The following is a 15,504-nucleotide window of genomic DNA, read 5'->3' as shown; positions in this document are numbered from 1 at the left end:
GCAAAGATTACGAAAGATATTTGCGTGAATCGTCTAATTGCTATTGCGGGCCTGAGGTTCTGGTTCGGACAGCGTACAGCGAAGCATGCGTCAAAATATAGAGGGTACGCCGGTCAGGTCCGCCGAACACCAGGTCGATTGGACGCTCAGGGACTTCAATTCTGCCCAGCAATTTTCCCTGTGAGTCATAAACGAGGACCTGCCCGGAGGCGAGATAGACATTTCCTGCTTTGTCCTGAGCAACGCTTTCTCCGCCTTCGTTTGCAAAGAGCTGGATATCTGTAAGTGTTCCATCGGCAGCGACCTTTCCTTTATAGGTCTTTTGCTCTGACTCATCACTTATATAGAAAGGTTTTCCCGGCACTGCTTTCGCCAGGCTGAATGCGCGCAGTACATCGGCCATCTTGGTGCCATAGTAGAGTTCGCCTTTAACAAAATCCTGCCTGGCGGGAATGAAGATGCTTTTGTCGGGCGAGACATACTGCCATGGTCTTAGCCCTTCGATGTTCTCTTTGCCCCAGACATCCACTGGAAACAGCGCTGTCATTCCGGGACGCGGCGCCGCCGGCTGCGGCTTGATCAGTGTGATCGGATCTTCAGACGATTCGGGATGGAAAGCATATACCGTGCCATTTCCGCTATAGGACACAACAAGTAGGTCGCCGTTTTTGCTAAAGGCCAGATTTACAGGATCAAGTGGACTGTCGCGCACAACAACAGCTTCCTTCGTCTCCGGGTCCCAGCGATAGATTCGCTGCCAGTGCGCATCCACAAAGTACAGGTTGCCATCCGCATCTGTCGCCGCACCGGAAATATTGAAGAGGCCTGTTGCAAGCCGCTCCACATGCGCGCCTTGCTCTAAGGCGGCTACAGAGGAAGAACCATTCTCTGCAGAGGCAGGCGTGCCGGGAACATCCAGCGAAGCAAACTCGCGGTTGCGGACCTCCGCATGATGAGTCGCGTCAAAGACAGCATCGTCGAACGAGACTTTGCTGTCGCTATCCACATGTACGTTACGGAAACGAATGTCCTGCGACTGAGAGACCTTGATCGCATACGGAAATGGCTGGTAGCTGCTGACCACTCGATAGCCGTGATAGTTGGCGATGGTGATGTTCCGCGAGTGCGAGATTTCGAGCGGCAGAGCAAACGGGCTTTCGCCTCGTTCTTCTTCGGTCTGGATAGCATCCAGTTCCCAGTTCTCGACATGATCCAGTTTGACCTCGTTGCGGACGTGATGTTCGCTGGAAAGCTCGAAGACGCGTCCGGGCGTGGTCGTGTTCGAAATATAGAGCCCGGCCTGAGCAAACGTGCTCGGCGTCCAGATGTCGGCGAATGTGCCGCCGCCACCATCCGTAATCCAGAGACTTGGATATTGCCCATCCCAGCGGCGGTGCGGGTCCGGATCGGCAGTATGCGTATTGTTATACGGATTCATGCGCGAGCCATCAGCAGCGTTCGTTCCATGTCCTCCGAGGAAACGCACATCATCCATCAGGGAATCCGCGCCTGCCATCCACAGCGCGCCAGCAGCGCGGCTGTTTGTTCCTCCCGTGGAAAGGCCAATGCCGGTGACGATATTATGTCCACCCTGCGGCGTTTCCAGCAGAGGTCGCGGCGTATCCGGCCCTTCAAATCCCGGAGTGTTGTCCACGAGATCAAACTGCGTCATGCTCGGATGCAGTCCGATGAGCACTGTGTCAGGACGAAGCCGCAATGTGTCGCGGACAACATATCGGCCCATCGGGATATAGATCACACGGTGGTCTGCGATGGCTTTTTGTATTGCGGCAGTGTCATCTGTTTTGCCATCGCCTTTCGCTCCAAGCGAGTGCAGGTTTGCCCATGTATCTGCAGGCGGAAGGGAAGCAATCACATTCGCGCCTGAAGGCGGCGGTTGGCCCACTGTATGCGCATCGAAATTTGTATGAATTGCACCGACTGTTCCGGGCGCGCTGAACGTAAGGCCATGCGAGAAAGTTTTGACCTCATAGCTTTCGCCAGGGCTGGAAATTTTCCGCCCGCTTTCGCGCAGCATGGCAAAAAGAGGAACATGACTGCACGAGATGTTTTCGAGATTGATCTCCGTGCGCGGATTGTTCTCGTTGCTGATGGTGATGGCAGGTCCACTGATATTTTCGAGACGCGTATCCTTGACCCATAATTCTTCCGCGTACTCCGGATCAATCGATATAGCCTCCGGAACATTACGGAACAGGTCGTGGATCAATGTCAATCCCGCTTCATGCTCGCGGATAGCGGCTTTTCTCTGGCCCTCAAAGGTTGAATCGAGCAGCGTAAATTGCCAGCCCGGCGAAGGCTTTTGCGTAATGATGCCATACTCTCCGCCATAGAAATGCAGGTCTTCGGCTTCGTTGCCGATGTCCTTGAGCGCTGCCAGCCCCGACCCGATGTGAAAATCAATGTGGGCAAGATAACAATGCTGCGCAATGTGAAAGCGAATGCCGACTGCCGCAGGATTGCCGTTGCCGATCTCGAAATCCACATTGCTCATCGCCGAGTAGAATGTCCCCGGATTTGCGTCTGGCACAGTATTGTTTGGAGGAACAGTTCCTTCAGTCGGCGGAGGAGGCCCGCTGGATTCTCGCCGTCTTTGCCGGCCAGTCCCCGGGCGTCCGCCGGCAAAGAAAAACATATATCCGAGGCCGCTCTGGTATCCGGAAGTGTTGTCGGCCAGCATAAACACTGGACGGTTTGCTCCGTAACCGATGATCCGCACTCCTGGCCAGACATAAATCGTTCGCGAGATGCGATAGCGCCCTTCCGGAACGAAGACGATACCTTCACCGTGCGTCGCGGCAGCCCGATCAATCGCCGCCTGGATTGCAGCGCTGTCATCCGCAACACCATCGCCTCTGGCCTGGAACTGCTCTTTGGTAAGGTAAACAGCCTGGGGATCGTCCAACCGTACCGGGTAATAGGAGGCTCCATAAAGCGGGAGCGCGAACAGAACGAGGGCAAGGGCAGACAACGCAAGGTTTTTCATGGCGCTTGGAGGTCTTTCACATTGAGCCAAAGCGCGCTTATGAATGTCAAGTAATCTCTCCGCAAACAAACGTTTGCCTTTAGAGGTATGCAATCACGAATCGATAAAGTGTTTCGCTCCCTGTCGTTTGTAGGGAATGAGACGAAAAGAGAAAGCGATCTTCGGGGTGTTTGGACTCAGACATCATTCTCTATATGATTCGGAGGAGTTTGGAATCTCAGGAGACTGATTCATGGAAAGAGCGGCTTTTATGCTCCGCCTCAAGCCGGGCTCAGAAGAAGCGTATGACGAAGCGCATAAGCATGTGTGGCCAGAGATGCTCGCGCTATTGAAACGGGCAGGCATTTCGGAGTATTCGATCTTTCGCCGGGATGAGCTGCTCATTCTTTCGTTGCGCGCGGAGCCCGATTTCGAGACCGTCTGGCAGAGAATTGACAATGATCCGGTGAACCTGAAATGGCAGCAGGAGATGAGCGCGTATTTCCGGCCGATCGACAAAGACCTGCGGCCAGGCGAACGCTTTCCCATGTTGAGTGAAGTCTTCTATCTTCCATAAATTGTTCTGTTGCTATGCCCTAAGCGGTTTTGCTGAAGGCCCGCTGTTGTGCAGTCCGCGGACGCCATCGATATGCCTTTTGCGAGTTGTCTAGAAAATATTTTTGTCGCGCGCTGCTGGTTCGCGTCGCGATATAACTCCGCGCGATTGCGAACACCTGGTCATAGGACGCCACCGAATCGCTGTTCGGCCAATCGCTGCCGAAGAAGACTCGGTCGTCTCCAAAAAGGTTCCAGATTTGATCGAGCCCGTGTTTGTACGCGCTAAGATCGAGTGGCACGCGGCCATCGATGCGCCGGACGATCTCTGATCCTTTTACGAAGACCTGCGAGCGCTGGGCAAGTTCGTGAAGATTGGCGTCGTACTCCGACCGCTTTTCAGGAAGTGCCGGCAATGTTGCATTCGGTAGATGGTCCACCACAATGCGCAGATCAGGAACGCGGTCGGACGCCTGCACCACCGCAGCGATCAACTCGCCGTCAGGGTTTGCTGTTTCCAGCACCAGACCGGCCTGCGCTAGGAGCTTAAGACCACGGATGAATTCAGGATTCTGTACCGCAGTTCCAAGGTCCCGCTTCCAGAGATTTCCATAACGAATGCCGAGAAAGAACGGGCTGCGATGCAGGCGATCCAGAGTAGCTTCGAAATCGGCAGCGTCGGGAAGCAGGTCTCCAACATAACCGAGCATGACAGGGTTTCGCTCGATGACATCGTTCAGCCAGAAGTTATCCACCAGCCAGGGACTGCACTCGACCGCAATGGCCCCGATCACGCCATGCGGTTCCGCAAGATGAAGATATCGGTCGGGAAGCGCAGGGTGATAGAGCGTTGTGTCAGACTTGTCAGGCCAAGGAACACCGCCAGGTCTCATCGGATCGAAAAGATGGATGTGGGAGTCTACAACTGCCGTCTGAAGTTCTAACGGTGTCCATAGAGGAGCAACTGCAGCCATGACTGCTGTCGCGCTTGAAGTTTTCAAGAAGGTTCGCCTTTTCATCCGCTTTTGTGTAATTCTCCCATGCCGGGTCGGTCAGAATAGTAGCGCTGCTCTTCCATGAAGATACCTGCATAGTCCAGAATGGCTGATGATATGTCTACAAGCTCACAATCTCCTGTTTATCTTGTCGCGAGCGGCGACCTTCGCCTTTCAGCAAATAAGGTCTGCTGGCCTGCCCAGAAGAGCGTCGAAGAGGCTCTGACGAACGCGGTCGCCTCCATGGGCAGAGAGATTATCCGCGCACATCCTTATGATTCGGCCAAGCGGCACGGCTTCATTGACAGCCAGCGTTACGGAATGGAGGTCTTCTCGAAGATTCCCAAAGAAGCTCCGCTGATTATAGCCGAGGCCGTGTGGCAATACACGCATCACGTACTGGCGGGACTTACGCATCACAAAGGACCTATCCTTACCGTCGCGAACTGGAGCGGGCAGTGGCCGGGTCTTGTAGGGTTGCTGAACCTGAACGGCTCACTGACAAAAGCCGGAGTCGCTTACAACAGCTTATGGAGTGTGGACTTCAAGGACAGCTTTTTCCTTGAGCGACTGAAAAGCTGGCTTGAACGCGAAACCGTCCAGCACGATCTTTCCCACGTCAGACCGCTTCAGGCTGTTCCTGATGCTGCGCAGGCCGTTGGTGCGTCAGTCGCGGAGAAGATACTTCAGCGACAGGCAATCCTCGGGGTATTCGACGAGGGCTGTATGGGAATGTACAACGCAATTGTCCCCGATGAATTGATGCACCGCATGGGTCTTTTCAAGGAGCGGTTAAGCCAGTCAAGCCTGTACTACGAAGTGACGCAGACCCGCGACGACGAAGCCGAGGCTGTATACGCATGGCTGACGAATAAGGGCATGCGATTCGATTTCGGTTCAGACGATGCAACTGAGCTGACAAAAGAGCAGGTGCTCCTGCAGTGCAAGCTGTACATTAGCGCGCTTCGGATTGCGGATGATTTCGGCTGCGACGCCATCGGCATTCAATACCAGCAGGGGTTGAAGGACCTGCTGCCTGCATCCGATCTGGTCGAAGGATTGCTGAACAACGTAGACCGTCCGCCAGTGAAAGACCGTAGCGGAAGCCGTGTGCTTTATGCCGATGCCGCATTACCGCACTTCAATGAAGTCGATGAGTGTGCAGGAATCGATGCCTTGATAACGAACCGCATCTGGACTGCGCTTGGAATCCCGCCGGAGACAACATTGCATGATCTTCGATACGGCGAAGACTACAACGGCGAGTTTGTATGGGTGCTTGAGATTTCAGGCGCCGTGCCGCCGGCCCATTTTGCGGATGGTTATCGCGGAGCTGTCAGTCAGCGCCAGCCTCCTATGTATTTTCGTCTTGGCGGAGGAAGTCTGAAGGGAATCAGCAAGCCGGGCGAGATTGTATGGAGCAGGGTCTACGTTGAGGAGGGGCGGCTTAAGGCCGACGTAGGCCGCGGGCGCGCAGTGGAGTTGCCATCTGAAGAAGTCGAGCGTCGCTGGAGCATCACTACTCCGCAATGGCCGATGATGAACCTCGTTCTTTCCGGAGTATCGCGCGACCAGATGATGGCGCGGCATAAGGCAAATCACATTCAGGTTGCCTACGCCGAAAATGCGCAACGGGCGGAAGAAGCCATGGCGGCCAAATGCGCATGTTTCAGGGCTCTCGGAATGGATGTTTACCTGTGCGGAACAACGTCCCTATGATCTGATATTGTTCAAGATATCCCACACAGGAGCCATTCCACAGAAATGCGCCACTTCTGCGTCGCTGTCGCAGCCTTTTTCCTCATCTCGCCTTTTCTTCTTGCGCAACGCCAGCAAAACCTTACTCCGGAGGAGCGCGCTGCGCTCATTGCGAAACGCGAAAGCATTGAGAAGGAGCTCGAAAAGATCGCCATCATTGACCGCAAGGTCATGGTGCCTATGCGTGATGGCAAACGGATGGCAGCCGACATCTATCGCCCTAAAGACACGTCGAAGAAATATCCCATCATCTTCAGCCGCACTCCCTACAACTTCAATTTCTGGGATGTGCGCCTTGGCACCTATCGGGATATGTCGCAGGAGCTTGACGCCGTGAAGCGCGGCTACGTGCTGGTGGAAATGAACGAGCGCGGCCACTTTTTCTCGGAAGGGAACTACGATATCCTCGGCGCTCCGCTTACAGATGCGGATGACCAGTTCAACTGGATGGCTTTGCAGCCCTGGTCGAACGGGAAGATCGGGCTCATCGGCTGCTCTTCGACTGCCGAGTGGCAGCTTGCAGCTGCTTCTCTAGGCAACAAGGCGCTCACCACTATCATCCCTGAGAGCTTCGGCGCAGGCGTCGGCAAAGTCGGCCCTTATAACGAGCAGGGCAACTGGTATCGCGGCGGCGCGGTGCAGATGCTTTTCATCGACTGGCTCTATGGCGAACAGAATCAGGTCCGCCCCATGTTCCCGCCGGATACTTCGCAGGCCGACCTGATCAAGGCATCGAAGATGTTCGATCTCGCTCCACAGCCGCCGCCAGTCGACTGGGCCAAGGCCTTCGAGCATCTTCCTGAGAAAGACATCATTGCCGCTGTCGATGGCCCAAAGGGAATCTACAGTGATGCGATGCCCAACACCACCGGCGGAGCCATGATCCAGCGCACTCCCAGCGATCCTGCATGGCGCAAGGGCGGACTCTGGCAATCGGACACCATGCCCATCAACGTTCCCGGCCTCTGGCTGATGACCTGGTATGACGTATCGATCGGTCCGAATCTCGCCGCGTATAACTTCGTTCGCGAGCACGCCAAAGGCGAGGCGGCCAACCAGCAATATGCCATCATCGCTCCCACGCTTCATTGCCAGTACAAACGCGCCAGCGAGCACAACGTTGTCGGCGAGCGCGATATGGGAGACGCGCGGCTCGATTACGACGCCATCACCTATGCATGGTTCGATCGCTTCCTCAAAGGCGAGGACAATCAGGTCCTCGAGAAAACGCCCAAGGTGCAGTACTACACCATGGGGCTGAATAAGTGGCAGCACTCCGATACCTGGCCTCCGGAAGGCGCAAAGTCAACCACACTGCTTCTCTCGAGCCAGGGCCATGCCAACACGCTTCACGGAGACGGTGCATTAACGCAGCCTGCATCGAAGAGCCAGCCGGCGCTGCTCTCTTTAACGTCAGCCACTGGAGCAAAGAATCTCCCAGCCAGGCTCGATATCAAGGACACGTTTACTTACGATCCAATGCATCCCACGCCCAGCTATGGCGGCAACGTCTGCTGTGCTGCCAACACGATTCCTGGAAATGGCGGCGCGCTCGATCAGCGCAAGATGGAAGAGCGTCCAGACATCCTCGTCTATACTTCCGATCCGCTTGCTCAGGATGTCGAAGTCTCAGGTCCTATCACCGTCACGCTCTATGTTTCCTCCGATGTAAAAGACACCGACGTTACCGCCAAGCTGATCGATGTGCTTCCCGACGGCACTGCCTACAATCTCGATGAGACCATACAGCGGCTCCGCTATCGCGATGGCGACGATCACACGGTCTGGCTTGAAAAGGACAAGGTCTATAAAGTCACTCTCACGCCGATGAACACTTCGAACCTCTTCGCCGCCGGACACCGCATCCGATTGGAGGTGGCAGGGGCAAACTTCCCGCGCTTTGACCGCAATCTCAACACCGGCGGCAATAATTATGATGAGACTATGGGCGTGATCGCGCATACTTCGATTCACCATTCATCTCAGTACCCAAGTGCTGTGACGCTTACAATTGTGCCTGCGAAGCAGTGATCCAATGATCGTGAAACCAGAAGAACAAGAGAAGGGAGATTTGTGTCGATGAGTTATGTAGCCGATGCCAAGCGATATGACGGAGCGCAGTTCCGGCGCTGCGGACGATCAGGGATTGTGTTGCCGCCAGTATCGCTCGGGCTCTGGCAGAATTTTGGAGGCGTCGACTCTTTCGAGACCGGCCGTGCCATGATCCGGCGCGCATTCGATCGCGGCGTCACGCATTTCGATCTGGCAAACAACTACGGGCCTCCGTATGGATCGGCGGAAGAAAATTTCGGAGAAATTCTGAGGAAAGACTTTCGCCCCCATCGCAACGAGCTCCTGATCTCCACAAAGGCTGGATGGGACATGTGGCCGGGTCCTTACGGCATCGGAGGATCGCGCAAGTACCTGCTGGCATCACTCGATGAAAGCCTCGAGCGCATGGGCCTCGAGTACGTCGATATCTTCTATTCGCACCGCCCATCCATGGAAGCACCGCTTGAAGAAACCATGGGAGCACTCGTGCAGGCGGTGCGTCAGGGCAAGGCACTGTATGTCGGCATCTCATCCTATAGCCCGGAACGGACGCGCGAAGCAGCAAAAATCCTGAAGAGCGAAGGAGTACCGCTATTCATTCACCAGCCGTCATATTCCATGCTGAATCGCTGGATCGAGAAAGAACTGCTCGGCACACTGGATGAGCTTGGCGCAGGCTGCATCGCCTTTTCACCGTTAGCCCAGGGACTGCTGACCAGCAAATATCTGAAGGGAGTGCCAAAGGATTCGCGCGCAACATTAGGCGGCTCTTTCATGAAAGACTTCCTGAACGAAGAAAATCTCGGCCGCGTGCGGGCCCTGAATGAAATCGCAAGCAATCGTGGGCAAACGCTGGCGCAGATGGCCATTGCATGGGTGCTGCGCGACAAACGCGTAACCTCGGCGCTCATCGGAGCGCGCAATGTCGAGCAGCTTGACGATTCGCTCGATGCAATCAAGAAACTTGAGTTCACCGACGACGAGCTCAAGGCCATCGACAAGTACGCACAGGAAGCGGCAATCGATATCTGGAAAGGTGCGCGCGAGGGCACAGAATAAATTGAGTAAGACTACGGCAGCCTCGTGACCTCATTCTCGAGGTTGCCGATAGGATCAATCGTGATGTGAACGCGGTCGCCGGGCACAAGCGTGAATGAGTCCGGCGGCACGATCCCGGTTCCCGTCATCAGAAAACATCCAAAAGGGAAGCTGTTGTCGCGGAAGAGGTACTCCACCAGCGCTGCTGGCTCACGCTTCATCTCCTGCAGGCTGGTCGATCCGGAGAATTCAGCTTTGCCGCCACGGAAAATTTCCAGCTTGATCGGAGTCGACTTCGGAAGAGTCTCCCGAGTGACCAGAATGCACGGACCCAGCGCACAGCTTCCGTCATAAACCTTCGCCTGCGGCAGATACAGAGGGTTTTCCCCCTCGATGTCGCGAGAACTCATGTCATTCCCAATCGTGTAGCCAATAATCTCGCCGCGTGGATTAACAACCAGCGTCAACTCTGGCTCCGGCACCGACCATGCAGCATCCCTGCGAATTCTTACAGAGCTATTCGGGCCGGCGACACGGTTTGCCGTGGCCTTAAAAAAAAGCTCAGGACGTTCCGCCGAATAAACGCGGTCATAAAAATCTCCTCCGCCTGCGTCCTTTGATTCCTCAATGCGCGCGCTGCGGCTCCGGTAATAGGTAACGCCGGCCGCCCATACTTCCTGCTGCTGAATAGGCGCTTCGATCTTCGCATCATGAAAGCCATCGCCGGCAGCGTTCTGCCGAACTACGCCTTCGAGATATCCATAGAGGTCATCATGGGCAAGCAAGGCATCCCATGAAATGTCCGAGAGAAGATAATATTGGCCTTCTGATTCGACAAACTGCCCTTTGTCCGTGCGATAAAGCTTCATCGTGTCTACCAGTCCGTAAGTGTGCCGTCCAGTTTGCGATTGATGGGAAGATAAGCCCGCTGATAAGGATACTTCGCCGCGAGCTTCTCATCGAGGTCAACTCCCAGGCCCGGAGCATCGCCCGGATACATATATCCCGCGCGGAAATAATATTCGTGTGGAAAGACCTCATCCGTCTCCGCATTATGCGGCATATGTTCCTGAATTCCAAAATTGTGGACCGCAGTATCGAAGTGAAGCGCTGCCGCCATTGTCACCGGCGAAAGGTCCGTCGCCCCATGGCATCCCGTGCGCACATGGTATAGTTCAGCGAAGTCTGCGATCTTCTTCAGATGAGTAAAGCCGCCGGCATGCCCGATCGCCATGCGTATGTAATCAATCCATTGATGGCGAATCAAATCCTGCGCATCCCAGATGGTGTTCAGGACTTCTCCCGTAGCGATGGGCGTGGTCGTGTGTTCGCGAATCAGCTTGAACCCTTCCTGCAATTCAGCAGGAACCGGATCCTCCATCCAGAAAAGGTGATACGGCTCGAGCTCTTTTCCCAGCCGCGCCGCCTCAATGGGTGTTAGGCGATGATGGCAGTCATGCAGCAGGTGCAAATTTTCGCCAAATTGCGCACGCACCTTTTCAAAGAGCTTGGGCGTATGGCGCAGATACAGCTCCGTCGACCACCGGCTTTCTGAAGGAAGCCCTCTTTCCGCAGGTTCATAGGGATGGTCTCCCTTGGGCACTCCATAAGTAGACTCCATGCCGGGGATACCGCTCTGCGCGCGAACCGCGAGGTACCCCATATCCATATGTTTGCCCACATCATCGACCGTCTCTTCTACGTCCGAACCGTGCGCGTGCGCGTAAACAAGAATGCCCTCGCGGCTCTTTCCGCCGAGCAAATTATAAACAGGCGTTTTGAATGCTTTGCCCTTGATGTCCCACAGCGCGACGTCAACCGCTGCAATTGCAGCCATGGTAACCGGGCCGCGGCGCCAGTAAGCTCCGCGATAAAAGTATTGCCAGATATCTTCCGTCTGAAATGGATCGCGCCCAATGAGGCAGGGAATGACGTGATCGCTGAGATAGCTCGCAACTGCCAGTTCGCGCCCATTGACCGTTCCGTCTCCAAGCCCGTAGATCCCTTCGTCTGTCTCGATCTTGAGCGTGACAAAGTTACGTCCCGGCGAACAGATAATCACACGAGCATTCACAATTTTCATCGGTGCAGTCCTCAGTCGAATATATGTACCGCGAAGTTAGAAGGGAAGGGAACAACTCACTGATTCACGCCGCTCGCCAGGTAGCCTCCATCAACGGCGAAAATCTGTCCGCTCACATACGATGCAGCATCAGAAGCAAGAAAGACAGCCGCCCCCACAAGCTCATCCGCCTTCCCAAATCGCTTCATAGGAATTCTCATATGCAGCTCCAGTCCTCTGTCTGTCTTGTCCAGCAGTTCAGAGTTAAGCGCCGTCGGAAAAATTCCGGGCGCGATGGCATTTACGCAAACTCCGTGCTGAGCCAGCTCAACGGCCAGAGATTTTGTCAGTGACCCAACTCCGGCCTTGCTTGCACAGTAGGCTGCTACCTCGTGGAAGGCGACAAAAGTGCCGAGAGAAGCGATGTTGATGATTCGCCCGTACCGCTGTGCAACCATCGTGCGTCCAAAAATCTGGCAGGCGCGGAACGTTCCCATGAGGTTCGTATCCATGATCCGGTTCCATTCGTCTTCCGTGCAGTCGAGCGTTGGCACTTTTTGCGTGATTCCCGCCGAATTCACCAGGATATCGATTCGCCCGAAGGCATTCAGAGTCTTGTCATGGAGTACCTGTAAGGATTGCCGATCCAACACATCCGCAGTAAGCTCGAGGCTTTTTCGGCCCAGGGATTCAATCTCAGTGGTGGTCTGTCGTACTTCTTCGATGCGGCGTGAAGCGGCCACAACATCGGCCCCCGCTGTAGCCATACCAAGCGCGAGTGCGCGCCCAATCCCAGAGGTGCCTCCGACCACCACCGCCGTTTGTCCCCCCAAATCGAAAATATCTTGACTCATGCCTTTCCAGCCTAAAGTGATCGATTTAGTTTTTGTCTACTCGAAAATTAGTGTAATGCCAAAATGGCGGATACGGCACAACGATTCGCAGCAGAGTATCGTCGAAGCCCTTTTGAATGTCGGCTTTTTACTTAGAAAGACAATATCATGACGTTCACGAGCTTGCATATTTGCTGCAAAGCAGCTCACGGCTTTGAATATCAAGTCAACTTATAGTTTGTGTTTCGTACTAAATTGATTTAACCATAAGGCAATTTCAGGCTGGCTTGTTGCAGATTTTATGGATGGATCTTCTCGCCTCGCTCCAGCATTTCAATGAAGAGCGCGATGCGCCTGGCGCGCGTCTCCGCTTTCTTTGCCGTTTGTACGCGCCACAGGATGGCATAGCGGTTCCTGCCTTCCAGGGTTGCGAAGAATGCCTTTGCGCGGGCGCTCCTGTTCAGTGCCGCTTCAAGGTCAGGAGGAATCGTAGCAGCGCTTGGAGAATCGTAGGCCTGCTCCCACCGGCCATCTTTCTTTGCGCGCTCTATCTCCGCGAGGCCCGCTGGTTGCATCTGTTTATTCTTTATCAGAGCAAGCGCCTTTTCCCGGTTGATCTTTGACCACACGCTTTTCTTGCCGCGCGGAGTAAATTTCTGCAGCCAGGTCCCGGAGCTGTGGCTTTGCTTCTGTCCATCGATCCAGCCATAACAGAGCGCGATCTCAATCGCCTCGGCATAAGCCACGGACGGAATCCCGGAGTCCTTCTTCGCCAGTTGTACCCACAACCCGGCAGAGGAGAGATGGTTGGCCTTCAGCCACTTCTCCCAGGCTTTCTGGTTCGGGAACGCCCGGATCTCCAGCTCAGATTTTTTATCGTCGCGCATGCAAATAACACACTATCAGCCTGAAATCAGGCCGGTTGCTCAATCATGTTCCCTTTCAGTCAATGTGGAAAGAGAATTGCTGTCTTGAATGCGCGCGCTAGATTCGTATCATCTAAGTAAATGACGACCTGAGGAGGACTCATCGCCCCATGCCCACTCCAAAAGCCGAGAAAGCCGAGAAAAAAACAAAACCCCGCAAGACCCCGGCAAAGAAGACTCCCGCCGCGCCGGAACCCGTTGCCAACAACAACCATCACCCAACTCACGACCAGATTGCCGTTCTCGCCCACCAGTTCTGGGCAGAACGCGGATTCACTCACGGCCAGCACGAGCAGGACTGGCTGCGCGCCGAACAAGAGCTCCTGAAGACAGCCTCCTGACTCCTGAGTACGCCGCGATCATTCATACTTCATAAAGCAGGCGCTGTCATCCAGCGCCTTTCTATTGCTGAAGAGCAACATGGGGCCAGTCATCGTCCCACGTGATGGTCGAGATTTCGAGCGCCGGCTTTCCAGTTTTTGCGTCGTAGGCATGGAAGACAAGCAGATCCTGTCCGTCCTTACCCATCCATATAGATTCTCCGCCGGGGCCAAGCCAGCGCGAATTGGCAGTCAGAAGCTCTGTGCCTCCTCCTTCTGCCATCGATTTCCCATCTTTATCGAGATATGGTCCGGTGATATTCTTGCTGCGGCCAACCATCGTGTGGTAAGTGCTCTTTGTGCCGCGGCAACATAGATCCCATGAAACGAAGAGATAGTAATAGCCGCCGTGGTGCACGATAAAGGGCGCCTCCACCGCCTGCCAGTCAGGAGGAAGATCAGGTTTTGCTGGTGGCGGATTTTCCGGCTTCTGCCGCGACGCCAGCGAATACACTTTCGTATCAATGGAGGAGAGCAGACCGGTCTTGTCGTCAAGACGGCGCATTTTAATGCCGCTCCAGAAGCTGCCGAAGGCAAGCCATGCATGACCTTGCGCGTCGCGAATGAAATTCGGATCGATCGCGTTGAAGTCATCCGCCGGTGTCGAGCGCAGCACCAGGCCGTGGTCTACCCATTTGTACTTCGAACTCGATGGGTCAAGCGTCTTGCTGGGTTGCAAGCGCGATACCGGAAGTGTTTTTTCCGAAGAGCGAATAAGCATAGTAGAGACGGTACTCGCCATTCTCATAAGAAATATCGGGTGCCCACAGCTCTTCCGTCCCCGGGCTGTCTTTGTGAATCCAGTCCGGAATCTGATCAAAGACACGGCCGCAAAGCTTCCAGTCCCTCAGATCGTGGGAGCAGCGTACCTGGAACTGGCCTCCTTCGCGCGCCTTCCCCGTCGCAAAAACATACCAGGTATTACCTTCTTTCATGATGGATGGGTCATGCGTTCCCCAGTAGTCGCCCGTCAGGTCGAACGCCTTGGGCTGCTGGGCGAACGCGGCGGCGCAGAGAAGGAAAGTAAGCAGACTCGACAGAAATTTATGGCCAGAAAGCATGGCAAGCACTCGCATGAGAAATCGTTTTCTTTGCGAGCAGAAGACTACCATAAACATGCGCGCCCCGAGGAGAAGCAGTTCTTTTGTTCTATTCTGCTCAAGAGTGATCGTCCATCAGGCAGAAGCTGTAGTCCTCCGCACCTGGCCCATCCATGAGGCCGACCTGATCGTCTCTCTTTTCACGCGAGACCACGGTAAGATCAAGGGCATCGCCAAATCCGCCAGCAGAAGTCGTCGTCGCTTCGGCGGAGCGCTTGAGCCCATGACTCATGTCTTCGCCAACTACGCCGTAAAGCCACGGCAGGAACTGATGCGCCTCGATTCCTTCGAGATCATCTCCTCGCCGCTCTCCGGAGCAGTCGATTATGCCCGTGCCACAGCTCTCGCCTTTTATGCAGAAGTGCTCGAAGAATGCCTGCCCGACTATGACCCGCACGACGCGGTCTTTCGTCTGCTGCTGTCCATGCTCGAACAGACCACAACGGCAAATATCTGGATGCCGGTTACCTACTTCGCTCTATGGATTACGCGTCTCATGGGCTGGATGCCTGACGTAACACACTGCACGGTTGGCGGTGAAGCCTTCGCCGGCCGTCCTGCCTACTGGCATGCGCACGCTGATGGCCTTGTCTGCATTGCACACAAACGCCTCGCCAGCTTCATGCTTTCCCCAGAATCCCAGGCACTGGCGATTCGTATCTTCCGCCAGCCGGTTGCCGCACTGGCCCAGGAGAGCTGGCCGCGGAACCGCGCCGCAGACCTGCGCCGTTTCGCAATTCAGGGACTGGAACGCCACCTCGAACGCAAACTCACATCCGCACGCGCATTGATGAAGCTTGACGGATAAACTCTGTGCTC

General features: G+C 55.0%; 14 protein-coding genes. 6 read left to right on the top strand and 8 right to left on the bottom strand.

Going from position 1 to position 15,504, the window contains the following annotated elements:
- Positions 1–40: 40 nt before the first annotated feature.
- The gene (locus tag AC5S16_RS02080) at positions 41–3,007 is read right to left on the bottom strand and encodes a glycosyl hydrolase family 28-related protein (protein ID WP_493928344.1); all 2,967 of its coding nucleotides are present in this window, start codon (positions 3,005–3,007) and stop codon (positions 41–43) included.
- Positions 3,008–3,239: 232 nt separating this feature from the next.
- Between AC5S16_RS02080 and AC5S16_RS02075 the strand changes: the two genes are divergently transcribed.
- A complete protein-coding gene (locus tag AC5S16_RS02075) occupies positions 3,240–3,563 on the top strand; it encodes an L-rhamnose mutarotase (protein ID WP_493928343.1) in 324 nt (107 codons plus the stop codon).
- A gap of 19 nt (positions 3,564–3,582) precedes the next feature.
- Here the strand turns inward: AC5S16_RS02075 and AC5S16_RS02070 are convergent, their stop codons facing one another.
- Positions 3,583–4,560, bottom strand: coding sequence for an amidohydrolase family protein (locus AC5S16_RS02070; RefSeq protein WP_493928342.1), 978 nt, complete (start codon positions 4,558–4,560; stop codon positions 3,583–3,585).
- A gap of 93 nt (positions 4,561–4,653) precedes the next feature.
- On the opposite strand from AC5S16_RS02070, the gene AC5S16_RS02065 reads away from it, so the two are divergent.
- Genes AC5S16_RS02065 through mgrA form a run of 3 tightly spaced genes read left to right on the top strand, consistent with a single transcriptional unit; the run spans position 4,654 to position 9,405 of the window.
- The gene (locus AC5S16_RS02065) at positions 4,654–6,255 is read left to right on the top strand and encodes a fucose isomerase (RefSeq protein ID WP_493928341.1); all 1,602 of its coding nucleotides are present in this window, start codon (positions 4,654–4,656) and stop codon (positions 6,253–6,255) included.
- Positions 6,256–6,300: 45 nt separating this feature from the next.
- Positions 6,301–8,325, top strand: coding sequence for a CocE/NonD family hydrolase (locus AC5S16_RS02060; protein WP_493928340.1), 2,025 nt, complete (start codon positions 6,301–6,303; stop codon positions 8,323–8,325).
- 48 nt (positions 8,326–8,373) lie between these two features.
- Positions 8,374–9,405, top strand: coding sequence for an L-glyceraldehyde 3-phosphate reductase (gene mgrA, locus AC5S16_RS02055; protein WP_493928339.1), 1,032 nt, complete (start codon positions 8,374–8,376; stop codon positions 9,403–9,405).
- 11 nt (positions 9,406–9,416) lie between these two features.
- Here the strand turns inward: mgrA and AC5S16_RS02050 are convergent, their stop codons facing one another.
- The 4 genes from AC5S16_RS02050 to AC5S16_RS02035 all read right to left on the bottom strand — a co-directional run bounded on the left by AC5S16_RS02050 (position 9,417) and on the right by AC5S16_RS02035 (position 13,166).
- Positions 9,417–10,253, bottom strand: a complete 837-nt coding sequence (locus AC5S16_RS02050; RefSeq protein ID WP_493928338.1) for a fumarylacetoacetate hydrolase family protein — start codon at positions 10,251–10,253, stop codon at positions 9,417–9,419.
- 5 nt (positions 10,254–10,258) lie between these two features.
- On the bottom strand, positions 10,259–11,467 hold the full coding sequence (gene manD, locus AC5S16_RS02045; RefSeq protein ID WP_493928337.1) for a D-mannonate dehydratase ManD: 1,209 nt from the start codon (positions 11,465–11,467) through the stop codon (positions 10,259–10,261).
- Positions 11,468–11,523: 56 nt separating this feature from the next.
- Positions 11,524–12,300, bottom strand: a complete 777-nt coding sequence (locus tag AC5S16_RS02040; protein ID WP_493928336.1) for an SDR family NAD(P)-dependent oxidoreductase — start codon at positions 12,298–12,300, stop codon at positions 11,524–11,526.
- 278 nt (positions 12,301–12,578) lie between these two features.
- On the bottom strand, positions 12,579–13,166 hold the full coding sequence (locus AC5S16_RS02035; RefSeq protein WP_493928335.1) for a YdeI/OmpD-associated family protein: 588 nt from the start codon (positions 13,164–13,166) through the stop codon (positions 12,579–12,581).
- A gap of 149 nt (positions 13,167–13,315) precedes the next feature.
- On the opposite strand from AC5S16_RS02035, the gene AC5S16_RS02030 reads away from it, so the two are divergent.
- Positions 13,316–13,546, top strand: a complete 231-nt coding sequence (locus AC5S16_RS02030) for a DUF2934 domain-containing protein (protein WP_493928334.1) — start codon at positions 13,316–13,318, stop codon at positions 13,544–13,546.
- A gap of 61 nt (positions 13,547–13,607) precedes the next feature.
- Here AC5S16_RS02030 and AC5S16_RS02025 read toward each other — a convergent pair whose 3' ends face one another.
- Both AC5S16_RS02025 and AC5S16_RS02020 read right to left on the bottom strand, forming a co-directional pair.
- Entirely contained in the window at positions 13,608–14,264 is a 657-nt protein-coding gene (locus tag AC5S16_RS02025) for an arabinan endo-1,5-alpha-L-arabinosidase (protein WP_493928333.1), read from the bottom strand.
- Entirely contained in the window at positions 14,242–14,661 is a 420-nt protein-coding gene (locus AC5S16_RS02020; RefSeq protein WP_493928332.1) for a family 43 glycosylhydrolase, read from the bottom strand. Before AC5S16_RS02020 ends, AC5S16_RS02025 begins: the two co-directional genes overlap by 23 nt.
- Here AC5S16_RS02020 and recO point away from each other — a divergent pair.
- Complete coding sequence (recO, locus tag AC5S16_RS02015; protein WP_493928331.1) at positions 14,645–15,493, top strand: DNA repair protein RecO; 849 nt, start codon at positions 14,645–14,647, stop codon at positions 15,491–15,493. The genes AC5S16_RS02020 and recO overlap by 17 nt on opposite strands.
- Positions 15,494–15,504 lie beyond the last annotated feature (11 nt).

The organism is Acidobacterium sp. FHG110202_01 (assembly GCF_059115305.1).
The sequence above is the reverse complement of the archived record's forward strand: the minus strand, read 5'-3'. Positions and strand labels throughout refer to the sequence as shown.